Annotated in this window: 14 protein-coding genes and 1 pseudogene; 5 read left to right on the plus strand and 10 right to left on the minus strand. The window is 59.8% G+C overall.

The features are described 5' to 3' along the window. Positions 1-49 precede the first annotated feature (49 nt). Positions 50-1,084, minus strand: a pseudogene (locus ACVWZM_RS22375) (IS3 family transposase); the annotation flags it as partial. Positions 1,085-1,252: 168 nt separating this feature from the next. Here ACVWZM_RS22375 and ACVWZM_RS22380 point away from each other — a divergent pair. Then, positions 1,253-2,599: an IS5 family transposase gene (locus tag ACVWZM_RS22380; RefSeq protein ID WP_456854297.1), complete on the plus strand. Its 1,347-nt coding sequence runs from the start codon at positions 1,253-1,255 to the stop codon at positions 2,597-2,599. Here the strand turns inward: ACVWZM_RS22380 and ACVWZM_RS22385 are convergent. From ACVWZM_RS22385 to ACVWZM_RS22420, 8 genes are all read right to left on the minus strand, one after another. Then, positions 2,583-2,714, minus strand: a complete 132-nt coding sequence (locus ACVWZM_RS22385) for a hypothetical protein (RefSeq protein ID WP_456856880.1) — start codon at positions 2,712-2,714, stop codon at positions 2,583-2,585. The genes ACVWZM_RS22380 and ACVWZM_RS22385 overlap by 17 nt on opposite strands. 1,466 nt (positions 2,715-4,180) lie before the next feature. Continuing rightward, on the minus strand, positions 4,181-4,729 hold the full coding sequence (locus ACVWZM_RS22390; protein WP_456854820.1) for a cysteine hydrolase family protein: 549 nt from the start codon (positions 4,727-4,729) through the stop codon (positions 4,181-4,183). A gap of 319 nt (positions 4,730-5,048) precedes the next feature. After that, positions 5,049-5,615, minus strand: coding sequence for a hypothetical protein (locus ACVWZM_RS22395; protein WP_456854822.1), 567 nt, complete (start codon positions 5,613-5,615; stop codon positions 5,049-5,051). After that, the gene (locus tag ACVWZM_RS22400; RefSeq protein ID WP_456854824.1) at positions 5,612-6,112 is read right to left on the minus strand and encodes a hypothetical protein; all 501 of its coding nucleotides are present in this window, start codon (positions 6,110-6,112) and stop codon (positions 5,612-5,614) included. Before ACVWZM_RS22400 ends, ACVWZM_RS22395 begins: the two co-directional genes overlap by 4 nt. Continuing rightward, positions 6,109-6,909, minus strand: a complete 801-nt coding sequence (locus ACVWZM_RS22405) for a hypothetical protein (protein WP_456854826.1) — start codon at positions 6,907-6,909, stop codon at positions 6,109-6,111. The genes ACVWZM_RS22400 and ACVWZM_RS22405 overlap by 4 nt, the downstream gene beginning before the upstream one ends. Before the next feature lie 12 nt (positions 6,910-6,921). Continuing rightward, positions 6,922-7,392, minus strand: a complete 471-nt coding sequence (locus ACVWZM_RS22410) for a hypothetical protein (protein WP_456854828.1) — start codon at positions 7,390-7,392, stop codon at positions 6,922-6,924. A gap of 40 nt (positions 7,393-7,432) precedes the next feature. Next, on the minus strand, positions 7,433-8,965 hold the full coding sequence (locus ACVWZM_RS22415) for a hypothetical protein (RefSeq protein WP_456854829.1): 1,533 nt from the start codon (positions 8,963-8,965) through the stop codon (positions 7,433-7,435). Between the two features lie 2 nt (positions 8,966-8,967). Next, a complete protein-coding gene (locus tag ACVWZM_RS22420; RefSeq protein WP_456854831.1) occupies positions 8,968-10,518 on the minus strand; it encodes a pyridoxal phosphate-dependent decarboxylase family protein in 1,551 nt (516 codons plus the stop codon). A gap of 660 nt (positions 10,519-11,178) precedes the next feature. On the opposite strand from ACVWZM_RS22420, the gene ACVWZM_RS22425 reads away from it, so the two are divergent. After that, positions 11,179-11,511: a hypothetical protein gene (locus ACVWZM_RS22425; RefSeq protein ID WP_456854832.1), complete on the plus strand. Its 333-nt coding sequence runs from the start codon at positions 11,179-11,181 to the stop codon at positions 11,509-11,511. Here the strand turns inward: ACVWZM_RS22425 and ACVWZM_RS22430 are convergent. Then, positions 11,498-12,037: a YfbU family protein gene (locus tag ACVWZM_RS22430; RefSeq protein WP_456854833.1), complete on the minus strand. Its 540-nt coding sequence runs from the start codon at positions 12,035-12,037 to the stop codon at positions 11,498-11,500. The genes ACVWZM_RS22425 and ACVWZM_RS22430 overlap by 14 nt on opposite strands. A 922-nt stretch (positions 12,038-12,959) precedes the next feature. Between ACVWZM_RS22430 and ACVWZM_RS22435 the strand changes: the two genes are divergently transcribed. The 3 genes from ACVWZM_RS22435 to ACVWZM_RS22445 all read left to right on the plus strand — a co-directional run bounded on the left by ACVWZM_RS22435 (position 12,960) and on the right by ACVWZM_RS22445 (position 15,001). Further along, positions 12,960-13,208: a hypothetical protein gene (locus ACVWZM_RS22435; protein WP_456854835.1), complete on the plus strand. Its 249-nt coding sequence runs from the start codon at positions 12,960-12,962 to the stop codon at positions 13,206-13,208. 151 nt (positions 13,209-13,359) lie between these two features. After that, on the plus strand, positions 13,360-14,028 hold the full coding sequence (locus ACVWZM_RS22440) for an AAA family ATPase (RefSeq protein ID WP_456854837.1): 669 nt from the start codon (positions 13,360-13,362) through the stop codon (positions 14,026-14,028). Continuing rightward, positions 13,991-15,001: a hypothetical protein gene (locus ACVWZM_RS22445; protein WP_456854839.1), complete on the plus strand. Its 1,011-nt coding sequence runs from the start codon at positions 13,991-13,993 to the stop codon at positions 14,999-15,001. The genes ACVWZM_RS22440 and ACVWZM_RS22445 overlap by 38 nt, the downstream gene beginning before the upstream one ends. The last annotated feature ends 72 nt before the right edge of the window (positions 15,002-15,073 follow it).

Raw genomic sequence — 15,073 nt, forward strand, 5'->3', positions numbered from 1 at the left:
GTTGTCTGAACAGCAATTCCGCGTCGATAAAGTGGAGCTTCCGCCAAAATTAAGCTGCCGCGCGGAACGGCAGCGGGTTGAAGTAAGCTTGATCCGGGGTGCCGCCGTCAAGGCTCGAGTGAGGACGCCGGCCATTGTAAAAGTCGAGGTATCGGCCGATCGAGGCGCGGGCGTCGGACACGGTGTCGTAGGCGCGCAGATAGACCTCCTCATATTTGACGCTGCGCCACAGCCGCTCGACGAACACGTTGTCGCGCCAGGCGCCCCGGCCGTCCATGCTGATGGCGATGCCGTGACTGGCGAGCACGCCGGTGAACGCCGCGCCGGTGAACTGGGAGCCCTGGTCGGTGTTGAAGATGTCCGGCTTGCCGTGGCGAGCGAGAGCATCCTCCAGCGTCTCGACGCAGAATGCGGCTTCCATCGTAATCGAGACGCGCCACGACAGCACCCGACGGGCCGCCCAGTCGAGAACAACAGCGAGGTACACGAAGCCCCGCGCCATCGGGATATAGGTGATGTCCATCGCCCAGACCTGGTTCGGGCGCGTGATCTCCTTGCCGCGCAGCAGATATGGATAGATCTTGTGTCCAGGCTCGGGCTTGGTGGTGCGCGGCCGGCGGTAGAGCGCCTCTATCCCCATCCGCCGCATCAGCGTTTTGACATGCCGGCGGCCGATCTTGCTGCCCTCGGCAGCCAGCAGGTCTCGCAACGTTCGCGAACCGGCGAAAGGAAAACTCCAGATGCAGCCGGTCGAGCCGTTGCATGATTGCGAGGTCGGCGGGCGGCACGGGACGTGGTAGATCATAGACACTGCCACGGCTGATCTTCAAAACTTCCGCCTGCCTGGTGATCGGCAGATTGTGCTCACGATCGATCATCACTTCGCGCTCAGCAGGCCGGCTTTGCTGAGCGCGCCTTCTAAAAAATCGTTCTCCAGGGTCAGCTCCTCGAGCTTGGCGTGCAGCGCTTTCACGTCCACCGCGGGCTCGCTCATTCGGTTGCGTCCGCAAGGACCGAACACATCGGCCGCCGCTTCCTGAAGCTGGGCCTTCCACCGCGTGATCTGGTTCGGGTGCACGTCGAAAGTCGGCTGTGAACAAGCCTGTAAGCGATTGAGGGGGAATCTGTTTTTGGGATTTGATGGCGTTTGAGATTGCAGGGATTTGAGGCTTGATGGCCGCAAACCTTGCAAATTCGTTTTGTGGATTCCTCTCTGCTGTGAACCGTGCTTCTGTGGTGCATCGGAGGGACGATGCGGCCGAAGAAGCACAAGACGACGGGATCGAACGATCTGTTCCGGGCACGGCTGGACCAGATCATCAACATGAAGCACGAGCTCGTTCTGCTTGCCGGCAAGATCGACTGGGACTGGATCGACGGCGAGATCGCGCCGCTCTACAGCGAGAGCGGCAGGCCTGGGATCGAGACCCGCTTCATGATCGGGCTGCTGTTGCTCAAGCACATTTACGGGCTGTCCGATGAGGGGGTGTGCGAACGCTGGGTCCACGATCCGTACTTCCAGCTCTTCACCGGCGAAGAGTTTTTCCAGCACGTTTTCCCGCACGAGCGCTCGGACCTGAGCCATTGGCGCAAGCGGCTCGGCGACAAGCTGGAGCGGTTGTTGGCCGAGAGCCTTCGGGTGGCGCACGAGGCCGGTGCGTTACGCAGCCAGGACCTCAAGCGGGTCACGATCGACACCACAGTGCAACCGAAGGCCATCAGCTTCCCGACCGACGCCAAACTGCTGCATGCAGCGATCCGGGGGCTGAACCGTCTGGCGAGGAAGCACGGGGTCAGGCTGCGGCAATCCTATTGTCGCGTGGCAAAAAGCGCGGCGATGATGGCGGGCCGTTACGCTCACGCCAAACAGTTCAACCGGCAGCAGCGGCAGCTGCGTATCCTGCGCAGCCGGCTGGGTCGGATCATCCGCGACATTCGTCGCAAGATCGAAGGCCAGGCGACGCTGGAGGAGGCGTTCGCCCTTCCGCTTGGTCGGGCCACGCAGATCCGATCGCAGCAGCAGCGCCAGCGCGGCTTCAAGCTCTATTCCTTCCATGCCCCGGAGGTGGAATGCATCGGCAAGGGCAAGGCCGCCGCACCTTACGAGTTCGGCGTGAAGGCCTCCATCGTTACCAACAATCGCCGCGCCCCCGGCGGCCTGTTCGTGCTGCATGCCAGGTCGCTGCCCGACAACCCTTACGACGGTCACACGTTGCGGGACGTTATGGACCGCACCGAGACACTCACCGGCTGCGCGATCGAGCGGGCCTATGTCGACAAGGGCTACCGCGGCCACGACGCGCAAAATCCCCGCCGCGTCTTCATCTCCGGCCAGAAGCGCGGTGTCTTCGGCGCCATCAAGCGCGAGCTGCGCCGCCGCTCCGCCATCGAGCCCATCATCGGACACCTCAAGGCTGAAGGACACCTCGGCCGGTGCTACCTCAAGGGCCGCGCCGGCGATGCCGCCAACGTCGTCCTCTCAGCCGTCGGCCACAACTTCCGTCGCATCCTCGCCTGGTTCAGAGAACTTTTGCGCCTATTGTTGGTCTCGCTCTGGCACACGCTCAACTGCCCAGCTCAGCTCAATCCGGCTTCTTAACGGTCGACTCGAAATGCTCAGCCAGCTGGGCCAGCGTCATCTCGTCCCTGATCGCGGCTAACGCCACCTTCGCCTTGAAGGCCGGTGCGTGGTGCCGACGGGGTCGTCTGCTCATCGTCTCTCCTGATTCGCGGGTCAATCTTGCCCGCCGTCAGGCACAAACTCCACCTACCGCCCTGTCCAAAATTCCGGAGTCAGCTCTGTTCTCACGCTTGGTACGCCCGACCAGCTCGAAATTCTTCAACGATGGCTGACCGAACCAAAGTTGGATTCTCGGGCCGCCGCAGGCCGTGCTCTGACCTTCCGAGTCGTCTTCGAGTACTTTGCCGAGGGACGAATTGCAAACGACGGATGGAAACAAACCGAGGAGTTGGTGCTCAAGACTCTGAAACAGGCTGAACGCGACGGAAGTGTTGCGGCCGCGCGCAAGGCGCAAAGGAAGCTACAACTATTGCCAGCCTGAGGAGAACTGGTTTCGTGTTGCGAAATCTTGGAATGGCTTGGCTGCGACTTATTTGACACGCCAGGCTCTTATTGGAGCGCCGGCGAGATGCGACTTGAGAGGAATTTCAACTGGTGATGTCCTCCCTTGGTGCCCACGGCGGCCGCTAAAACCGGCACGCCAAGTACATGAGCAGTTTTCGCGCGCCCCGCTTTGTAATACGCAGTGATCTCCCGCTCTACCGACGTCTGGTTCGCGCGCTACACATCGTGGACGTCACAGAGCGGGCCGCCGCCTCAAGCGGTGGACGTTGTATGCGTATTTCGGCCGAGCACATCAAGCGATCGAAGATTGACGGCACCGGACATTGCGCTGGCTTCCGTTCGTGGTTGACCGTTTCGTCTCCGATTCCGCCCCGTACGACGGCCTTGCGCGGGCTGTCCGTCCTCACGCGCAACCGCCATCCACTAGCCACATTGACGGCAGATGTGGCCACACGCGCGATGCGAGCGCTGCGGTTTTGAGCGACGGCGGAAGTGATGCTCATGCGCGATGCTCCTCATGCCTGGCGTCGAAAATGATCTTAATCAGTCTAAAGAACGTAAGCGGATGCTTGCGTATGAGTTCTGTTGTTGCCATCGTGAACTCGTCATGGCGTCCGCGTTCGCGGATGGTTTCCCGGAGTGAGCGGGTCGGCAGACCAAAGAGCGGATTGGAAAGCCGGTATGAATTTGAGCCTGTCCATCGCAGCGCGCCTCCTCAGGCGATTGTGAGTGCTGGCCCTTCGAAGATAACTTCTGTTTTCGAGCGCCGCAGCGGCGAATATCGCTCGTCCGCCGTGTCACGATCAGTGTAACAGCTTCCGTTCTCGCACCGTCGAGCTTCCTAGTATTGCTCCGGCGAAGTTGTCGCCGGAGGGAGCCAGCAAATCCAGCGAGACGTTCACACCTCCGTCAGGTCGCTCGAGGCCGAATCCGCACCTTCATCGAACGTACAACCGAGATCCCAAGCCATTCAAATGAGCTAAGTCCGCAGATCGGATTTAGCTTTTTTAAAAGGCTTCTGCCTGGAGGCCAGCAGATTTTAAGCGGCGATCCTTAGGAGTCACGTGACTAATGTTAGCCGAGGCCGCAACAGCATCAGGCTGCTAGATAGTCACTGGTCGTCGTGACCGTGCCGTAGGCCAAGCCAAGGGCCGCCATAAAGGCCGCATGAACCTGCACAGCGGGCACGATTATGCCACCGAATGGAAGGTCGCAGGTGGCGCAAGCGTCGTGCAAGATCGTGGTCTTGTAGCCGTAATCGGCGGCTGCCCGGCTGGTCGCATCGATGCACATGTGGCTCATTGCTCCGACGATCACGACCTCCTTAACGCCCCCGGCATCGAGCCGCTGCTTCAGATCGGTGTCGCGGAAGGCGTTGGGATAGTGCTTGACGACCAAGGACTCACGTTCTAGTGGCTGGACAATGGGATTGATCTCTACCCCTCTTGTGTTCGGCGCGAAGATAGAGGGATGACTTTCCTGCATTTCGTGCTGAACGTGGATAACCACGTCCCCACGCGCGCGGGCGGTCTGAATCACCCTAGCTGCGTTGGCGGCCGCATGCACGATACCAACCAGGGGCAGCTTGCCATCTGGGAAGTATTCATTTTGGATGTCGATGACGATGACGGCGCGCTGGCTCATAAGATTTCCCTCAGATTGTTGGACAAAGCAGTCGATCAGGAACGACCCGCGTAGGCGCGGGATCTGCGACGTGTAGGCCACCAGATATCGTTACCCATATAATCCCCTTCACTTTCCCGACTGAGTAGGCAGGCTAACGGGCGCTTGGACCCTTTCGGAGGTGAATCGAAGGATCGGGCAATCGCCGGCCCGAGCGCCGTTCCATCTTCCTCTGATCGATGTTACCGATAGCTGCCCAGAAGCGCGCGACAGAGCAGCACGCGATTGGGACGTCCGCGATTGATTGGGTAGGTATGTCCGCGTACAACTTCGCTGCTTCTTATCCATGCTGGCTCGCTGCATGGATGGCGCTCAGAGGAATGACCTGCAAGGCTGGTCCATCCAGGTTGAAGTACGATTTGCGATTTCGATCGACTGTGTCGACCTCAACTACGAGGCGATAGGGATAGAGCCCGGGCTCGAGCTCAAGGTCGACGGCGCCCGCCCAGTAATAGTAGGAGGGCGTCCACGGACTGCGGATCTTGTCCGGGCCGCCATAGATCTTGAGATCATTACATATTTTGCGGAGCTCTGGCGTGCCATCGGGCAGCACAAAAACGACGTTCACGATACGCGCGAACAGAGGCCAGCTACCGTCCGGACGCTTTTCCATGTCAGTACAATAAACCAGCCAGTTCAGGGCTTGGCCCTGGCGGCACACTGTCCGCAAGCTGTTCGTGCCTTTACCGGCACTCTCGCCGCCATTGTCCATTAGCCCGGTTTTCCCGCTGAGGCCGCCGGTCCGTAGGGTTCCTGCGACGTCGATGAGTGTGACGATGTTCAGCTGGGTGGAGGCCAAGCTTGGACTGCTGGGGGGCCGCTGCGATGCCGGAGTGACGATCATCATGAACTCCTGGTTCGGGTGACACCTGGGGAAGCGTTGAGAGCGGCCTCGACGATGCGGGATGAACTCCTGGTTCGGGTAGCTCCCGGGGAAGCGTTGAGGGCGGCATCGATGAGGCGCGCGTCGGTACCGTTATCGAGCGTCCGCATCCGGCTGCCAAGCTCCAACGTCAGGCCATACGGTAGGTCGCCGACCGGCTGCTTCACCGTACCAACCCAGTAGCTGACATCGGACTCGGGATAGGTTTCGCGTCGAACCTCACAGATTTCAGCCGGCAGTTTGATCGCTCGTATCGCAGCATGATTTTCGCATTCGATCGGCAACAACGTCCAGATGATCTCGTCTCCGGGGGCCACGGCGGTCGCGAGCCCGGCGGTCGCCTGGTTGCGCGAGCCGCCGAGGCGGTTGTCATCGATCATATAGAGAGAGCCAGCGAGCGTATCTGCCTCCAATGCGGCGACGACATCCACCACGAGTAGAATGTTGATCGTTTTTGTCATATCGCGTCTCCCTCAACGCAGGTAAGTCCGGAGAGCGGTATGGGCAGCAGGCCGGGCACAAAGCCACTAGTGAAGCCGTTGACGCTCGGAACGTTACTAACCTGAATACCGCACGACAGGGTGAAGAGCCGCGGCTCCCAGAGCATCTTGCCGTTCTCCTGAACGGGGCGGTAGAGCGCCACTTCCATCGTATAGTCGTGGCGACCGACCTTGGCCGTATCAACGGTGGCGCTCCAGTACCAGCCACCCGTCAACGGATCGGGCGAACCGTAGAGGGCCGGATACAGAACACCGTCCTCCACCGCAGCCCCGCGGATCCTCACGACAACTGGAGGCACGCTGGCCGCCGTAGTGGCATCATCAGGCTTCAGGACCTTGCCGGCCGCGTTCAGCACTGGTGCGTCATAGGTGCGAACTGCACCGCGGTCGCGAACCTGCAGGGGCTTCGGAGGGTCAGTCAGCATCTTGGAGATGTGCTCCTGAATCTTGGAGATGTACTCCTGAGTGCGGACGGAGGGGCTCAGCAGTCGTCGTGCGGTGTTGGCAATGTTGAAGCGGTGGGGATAGCTGCGTGGCAGCGTCGGTGGCAGCTGCGCGACGCCGACGGTGATCCAGTTCAGGACAGCCTCCATGGCCTGCGAACCATCGGCATTATAGACGCCGGGAACATTCGTCACGCGGGCATGGGGCAGCTGGGCGAATGGGCCCGTATTGTCGATGACATAGGCGCTTCCATCGAGACTGCCCTCCGCCAGGGCCGTCTCGATATCGATAACGGTGACAATCGAGATCTGCATTTTATAGTCCTCCTATTGGAGCGGATTGTGCGGTCGCTCGACAGGCGGTGGCGAGGGGGGAGCCCGAAAGGCCCCTCCTAGCGGGGGAGGCAAGAGCACAAGAGAGGGGCCGGCGATGCTGATCGTGCGCCCACTCAGGCCACCCGTGACGAGCGTCATTCGGTAGGAATGGCGCGAGCCCGGAGCGCTCCAAGGAGGCACGTATCCCTGCCATTGCAGTGCCCAAGGGAGGAGGTGGCCCGTCGCCGGTGGCGCAGTGCCATCAAACGACACGCCGCTCAGCCAAGCCATGGTCTGGACGTCAAGCGTCGTTAGACTCCAGCGAACCAGTTGTCCTGGCCAGACCGAGCTGACCAGCTTGGCGGTGCCAAGACTTTCTCCGCCAGAGACACCATCGTCAAACATGAAGACGTTGCCCTCGACCGCATTGCCAAGCAGCAGGGCGATAACGTCGACGAAAACCCGGATATTGAGCGGCGTCATTATCTCTCTCCTGCTCGGCGGCGGTCCTAGTTTGCGAGTATCAAATGCGGTCTACAACGAGGGGCACCTTGTCAAATGCCGTGCGGACCAAATCCGCGTTCCTTGGATCTACAAGCCGAATGGCAAAGCTGTATCCCGAACTCCGCAGACTCGTCTCGTTCGCCTCCAGCGCGTCGAAGACGGACAGCGATCGGAGCAAGCCGGCGATGATCAAGGGCGAGGAGCCTTGCGGTCCCAGTCGCATGGCGACCTGCGTCGGAAGGGATGCGGCTTCCGGAGTGCCGATCACCAAGTGCAGCTGCCGCTTCGCGCGATCGATCTGGAACTGCGCGTCGGTAGCGACGCTATCGATGTCCAGAACCTGTCGCTGGCGGAATTCGGCGGTGATCGCCGCCAAGGCCTGCGGCGCCGAATACTGCGTGTCGCCAATATGCATGAAATCGCCGCTGCGGCCGACATACTCAAATTGCACGGCATTCAAGCCGGGCGACTGCAAGTCAGGGCGGCGGATGACTCGATCGCCTATTTTGTAGCGCAGCACGGGGGTCGCATTACCGAACAGGCGCGTGACTACCAGTTCACCTTCCTCGCCCATTTCCGTCCATTGCCCGTCCGGCCTGACCACTTCCACCAAGTGAAGACCAGGTACCGCAGTCAGGACGGGGCTTTCCGGATCTAGCTGCAGGCCGATGGTTTCCGCCTGGGTGGCGGCGAAGTAACTGAGTACGATCAGGCTTGGATAGGCCTGCCTGAGATCCGCCCGCACCTTGGGAGTGAGCACTCCACTCCCATAAAGAGCGATCCGGAAGCTATCCCTCGCCTCGCGAGATAGCCCGTCGGCAAAACTCGCCAATAGCGCAATGCTTCGTGTAATCCCCATTATCGCCTTCGGCCCCGGATAGGACATCATCCGCTGGAAGACTTCCCGGCTCATCGGACCGGCGCCGATGTAGTTGACACTTGGGATCTTCTGGAGCACGCCACCCACCATGGTGCCGCTGCTCCACATCTGATAATCGGCTAATGTCGTGGCCACCCACTTGGCGCCGCTGCCACTAAGGTGGCGCGCCATAATGTGTCGGCCCATGAAATCCCCTGCCCAGCGGTAGGTCTCCTGCAGCTCGTCGAGCGAATAGACGGTTTCTGAGGGCTTGCCGGAGCTGGTACCGCCGCTGGCCACGATTTCGAAGCCGCAGCGGTCGATGGGCACGACCATGCCTGGCCGCGCTTCCGTGAACATTTGCTGAAAGGCTTCCTTGTCGGTAAGCGGCAGCGCCTTGAACTGCTCGTAATTGTCCACCGGACCGGTCCCGACGGCACTATCGATGCGCCGACGCCACAGCGGATTGATGCGGGCGATGGAGACGAGTTGCGATAGCCTTCGCTCGACGATGGCAGCTTGGATGTCATGAGACAATTCGTCAATCCGGCAACCGATGACAGTCTGCGCGTGCAGGAGCGAGGTTAGAAAAGAAGGTAGAGCCAGCACGTCATCCACGGTGCACGGATGCAAGATCGTTTCCGGCAGTACGTGCTGAGCGCAGTCACGGGGTGAAAGGGCGAAGTGGCGCATCGTCATTCCTGAGGCCGGTTCTGCTCGCCGTGTGTAGCGTTGTTTGCAAGAATCTCGCGCGCATGGCGTCGGATCTCTCCCACCATGCCTGCGATGTCGGACAGGCCGATCCGATGATTCATGAGGACCATGCGGAGCATTGTCCGTCCATCCATATCGACCTTGGACAAGAGGTAACGCCCAGCCGCCCGCACGCGGTTGCGCAACTCCAGTTGCAGGCTCGATAACCGATTGCCGCACACGCCAAGCGGCTGATGGACGAAGCAGAGAATATTGGATTCCGGCCGATACGGGACGATGAAGTCCGGCTGATCGGCCAAGTATTGGTGGGCGGCCTCAGTCATCATTACCAGGCGCTCCAACTTATCCGCGAAGGCGCGGGGGCCATACAGCGACCAAGCCAGCCAAAGGTTCAGAATCGCGGGGCGCTTCGTACATTCGAAGTTCTTCACGCCGCTCTGCACGGCCGTCATTTCATCTTCCAACGGGTCAAATACGTAGCTGTCCTTCTGGGGAAACGCGGTCTCCGCCAAACCCTTCTCGCGGTAGAACAGCAATGTGCAAAGGGCCGGAACGAACAGAGCCTTATGGGCGTCCAGGCAAAAAGAATCGGCAAGCTCCAGTCCCGCAAGGCGAGGCCGCAGCCGGTCGGAAACCAGAAAAGCGCCGTTGTGAGCCGCATCGACATGCAGCCAAGCGCCGCGCCGCTTCGCCAACGCCGCAAGGTCAGGCAACGGATCATTAGCACCGATCGCGGTCGTTCCTGCCGAGGCGATCAGGCAGAAAATATCCAGCCCCTGGGTCGCCGCCTCGTCCAAAGTCGCTGCCGCCCGTTCCGGGCAGATCTGCCGACGGTCGTTCAGAGGCAGGCGTATCACTTGATTTTGGCCGATACCAATGATGCCGGCAATGCGGGAGACGGAGAAATGGGCGTCCTGGCCAATGGCAATGGCAGGCCGGGTTGATCGGCCGGCCGCAAGTCCGCCGTTCCAGCTTCCCGAAAGGTAACGGTTGCGGGCGACGAGCGCAGCGGTCATGTTCGCGAGCGAGGCCCCGGACGTCGTCACCATTTCGAAACTACCCGGTGCCCACCCAATGAAACGGCCGAACACCTCTTCGATAAGCCGGTCCGCAACGTTGGCGAGCTGCCCCGCCTCGTAATAGGAAGCTGGCTGCGGTGCCATGGCGGCAACCATTTCGAAGACGGCGGTGACCGGCATCACCGAACTGAACTGCCGTCCCATATACCCGCGGGAGTTCACCTTAATGCCGGTTTCCAGGTAAAGCTCGACGATGTCGGCGAAGCGGCGTACATCGAAGCGCCCCAAATCAGCCGCCGTCATGAGGTTGCGGGCACTGGCCATCAGATCTACTGGTCTTTGAAGGCGCAAGCCTTCGACGTCGTCACGTGACAGCACGTCAGCAAGCCGTTCGATAGCCCAATGAGCGGCTGCGGTGAAATCTCGAACGTTAAATGATGGTTCTATTTCGGAGGCGAATGTCTGGAGCCGACACGGCGCCCCTCCATCAAACACGTTCAGTTTGTCCATCATCGTCGCACGCTCAACGCTATTATTCACCGCCGCCGGATGCACGCTCCATGGCGGTAGGCATTCTTGGACGCCTATTGTCGTGTTGTTTGAACGACGCAAAGGTGGGACTGGCAGCCACTCGGAAACCTCGGTCAGGAGAAAGTGTGGGCACCGTGTCGTTGCACACAGTGCGGCGAATGCCATCCAAAAGCAGTGGCCACCCATCTATGGTCGGTCGCCGCTATCATGATCCTCTATGGGGCGCAGCTCTAGCTATCGGAACTGGTGGGTCGAGAGCATGCATGTCCGATGGCTCTAAAATTTGTAGGGCCATCACTAGCCGGCGCCGGCTCGGCCGCATCATGCCGGATCGTAAACCAGAGACTGCCCGAGCGTGGCTATCTGCTTTTTCCCGATCGCGATTGTCGCCGGCGATCGTGGTGGCGGAGATGGCGAAGCCACGGCAACGGCGCCGCCGCACGCGGTACAGGTCGTTGATCGATGGCATCTGATGGAGAACGGCCAGTGCTGCACGCTTGGCAGCAATCGCATGTAGATGTGGCGTGATCGCGGATGCTCATGTCGACAAGGCGCTCAAGGAGCTTCGGCGGACCAGGTCGCCCGAAGAAGCAAAAGCAATTGTAGATCCCGATGGGGAGCAATTTCACAGAGATGTAGGCCGTGAAGCGGTCGACGACGCCCTTGCAGGCAATCCCCGACTGGTTCGAAGAGGCGTGCTCGTGGCGCACCGGTTCAAAGTTGAAAAGGCGGCGCTACGTAATCCTTGGTCTTGGTCCGACCGAGACAAGGGTGCGCATCCTCTTGGACGGCAACATGCGTCCAATGACGCTCCAAGTCTGCCGTTTGGTGGGGGAGCAATACTCATTGCTCTACGGCAAGAGCATTTCGCAAGCGGACTTCGATTCTCCGGGAATCGCGACCAAGCCGACAGGGGCCGATTCGGCTCCGACGACCTCCAGCACAGCCCTGGACGCGCGCTTTAGCCACCTTTGAAGATGGCAATGATATCCTCTTTCGAAAATCGTCCCGTGCCGAGCTTTGTGCGCATCGGCAGATAGACCAGCAGCATCTTGCGATATTGCGGGAGGGATGTCTGCGTATGCGAGTTGTTCGTGGCGCCCGGAACATCCTTGAAGCGATGCAGATCCTGGACGATGTAGTTCGCAACTCTGTAATGAGGATCATGGTTGCCATCAAAGCCCGGGAAGATGTCGAGTCCGTGAGCGGCGTATCCAATATCGTTACGCACCCGCTTCTGCTCCGAGTTTTCAAGCTGCTGAAACTGGTACATGGTCGAGCTGAACATTTCCAGGATATTGACCGTTTCCTTGACGACTGGATTGGGCTCCTCCGATCGCTCAAAGGGAATGCCGCTGAAGTGCCAATCGAAGCCCCACAATTGATCGGCGTAGATCGTCTGCGCGACGAAATCGGGATCGACCTCGGGTTCGCCTTGCAGGCGCTTCGAGATATCCGCCAGCATAAGGACGATCAGCTTCTCTCCATCGGTCATCTTCATGGCAACAGGGTCTCCGCACCAGCCGGCTTAGATGCCTGGCTCAGGTTGCAATTTTAGGCCGACGGTTCTCAGCCGTTAAATCCGTTCGTCGTTTTGAGGCCCCATCGATGGATGAGAATCTTGATTAGGTGGTTTAAGCGGTCTGCACGCGGTATGTCCGGATCCTGTGGCCCGGCGGGCAGCAGGTGAGGCTCCAGAAGGAACGAGCGTTCACGCGCGGTGAGTACGATTGAACTTTTTGGTCCCGTACCCAAAAATCAGCGACTGATTGGCGGGTGCCGCGCACGGCGATCTCTTGCTGTTCCTTCAATAGCGCGAACAATTCTACGTAGTTCTTCGCACCGCGGGATCTGGTGGAATCTCTTCAAGCGCTCCGCCGTAAAGATCTTCGCTCACACAGTCCTCCGTTTGAATATCAGAAACACGGAGCCACTTTAAACGGCGGCATCCAGGAGCGACAACCCACCTGCTTGTACCCTTGCGCAGCTATCGAGACCAGACCGATTGGCACGCCAATTGCCCGGGTACGACTGAGCAATAGTGCGACATCCGAGAGGCGGCATACCGCGCTCAGCTGCCATGCTGCGGGTGCTGACTTCGAGATATCGGCGGCGGCCCGCACGGATGGCTCATGCGCGCGCAGCCGCTGGAGCCGAGCCCCGCGCCATTCCTCATGCATCGCAGGCGCCTCAGCATCGATGGCCGCGCTATAACGCTGATCCTCTTTTGGCTCGTCGATTGATCTCTTCTTGGGGTTGTGAGCCTAGCCCAACGTGCGGTGTGGAGGGAGAGGGTTCCCGGAATGCCACACTCCGGCACCCGGCCCGATTCACAGCCTGCGTGTCCACTGGCTGCGGAATTGCAGAGGCTCAACAGCTCATGGGTATGCTTCCCGAGGCGCAGCAAGATGCGTGGTTGGATAGTGACCGTCGCCATCAAGAAAGACGGCGACGACGATGAAGAGTGCCGGCAAGTAACCTACGCGGTTGCAATCGCTGACCAGATCGAAGCCGTGCAGCTGACTATAGAAGACAGCGGCGCCAACGCCGCAATGCTCAACTTCCCGCTTGGACCTGAAATGTTGCAAAGTCTGGGCTTGAGGCCAGGTAAGCTGATCATTTTACACGATAGCGAGATTGATCCAATCACCTTGCGTCCTCGGCATCATTAGTCGCATGTCTCATCTCGTTCAGCCGTGTCGGGTTGATGACGCGCGTGTCCGGAAGCTACACGAGCACTTAGGTGGCGCGGTGTGAGTGTACCGTTTTACTCCCTCGCATTCTCTCATCGTCTGGCACGTGGGTTGCTGAGCCAGATATGCGATGTATGTCCTTGCTCTGGTGACCCAAAAAGGAGGAAGCGGCAAGAGTACGCTGGCGGTCGGAATTGCAGTCGCGGCGATGGCGAACGGGGAGCGCGTTGCGATTGTCGACGCGGATCCACAAGGGACGATCTCAAAGTGGAGAGAGCGGCGCGACCATCCGTATCCGAGGATCGTTCGGGTCGCCGATCCCGCCGGAATAGAAGGGGCGCTCGTCAGCCTTGAAGCTGAGGGGATCTGGCTAACGGTCATCGATACCGCGGCCACGAACAATGCCCTGGCTATGCGTGCCATCGCGAGTGCCGATCTTTGCCTAATCCCGGTGCGTCCGAGTCTGGCAGACATCGAAGCTGCGATACCTACGCTGATTGTCATTCGTAGGCTCAACCGCCGATTTGCTTTCGTGCTCAATCAGACGCCACCGCGGGGCTGCCGCGTGAGTGAAGCCGCAACGTCGCTCAATTCGCTGGGGGTGCTTGCGCTTCCCTGTATCGGACAGCGCAATGACCATCAGGATGCTCTTGGGACAGGATTAGGCGTGACCGAGTTTTCCCAAGAGGGAAGAGCCTCGGAGGAAGTTCGTGAGCTGTGGTGCTGGATCTTAAAGAAGCTTGTCGAGGGGGCATCAGCTCATGAGCCGCACGCAAGAAACGAAAAAGCTGCGTACTAGGCAGACGCGCTGCGCGCGACGCTCGCTCGTGGAGCTTACCGCGGACGCGAGCCGAGCCGTTGACGATGGCATATTTGTATTGTCCGGCGGGGCTGCTGCTTCCAATCCGCGATGGGAGCACACCGGCGCGAATACGTCTGATCAAACAATCTTTGCAAGGCAAGCGACGGCTCCGAGTCCCTTTGCGGCGCCGCGCGAGGACGAACTCCTGGATTCCGACACTACCATCGAGATGATGGTGGAGATTTCCAATTACGATCAAGGCAGAGCTTCTGAAAACATCAAAGCCGGACTGGATGTTGCGCTGGACCGTGCAAAGGACCTCGCCGAGACCCGGGTGGAAGGTGAAGCGGCTTCAAAAGTCGGTTCCATTCTTGAAAACGATTTCTTGACCGTTCTTGAAATAGCCGCAACGGAGTGTCGCGCGGATGCGGTCGAATTGATTGTGCAGAAGGAACCACCAGCCGACAGCGCAGGGCAGCCGGAACCGCGATACCTGCGGCGGCTCACTGACGAGGCGGTCAGATTGCTGGACGATCTTCGGAGCGGCAAGCTGCAGAATGAGGCGAACTTCATCTTGAGCGAATGCTTCAGAGAAGCCGCCAGCGCGTTCTTTATGATCAATCAGCAGCTCAAGTGCGACGGCTATGCCGCGAGCATTGATCCATCAATCTTCATCTGGCTCGCCAACATCATCGAACCGGAGACGCGCGACACCGGGACCCTACGGCTTGAGATCGTACCCAACCACCGAGGTCGTCCGAGCACGTACACGCGCCAGGTCGCTCAATTCATCTGGCGCCTTGTCAAGGAACAGGGCTGCGGGCGACAGGCCGCATATCGAGGGGCGGTCACGAAGTTCACCGTGAGCGCGAGTTTCGCCGAGAAAGCCTACGCCTTTTGGGAGCCGATCTTCGAACGGGCGGGCCCGCACGTTAAGATGCTGACCCGCATTTCAGATCCAGAAATGTAAAGCTGAGGAGCGCGTTCATTTGGCGGCCGATTTGACTGAGGGCGGGCGCCGGCGAGGACCGCGGGCCGGAGC

Source organism: Bradyrhizobium sp. USDA 4501 (assembly GCF_054062115.1).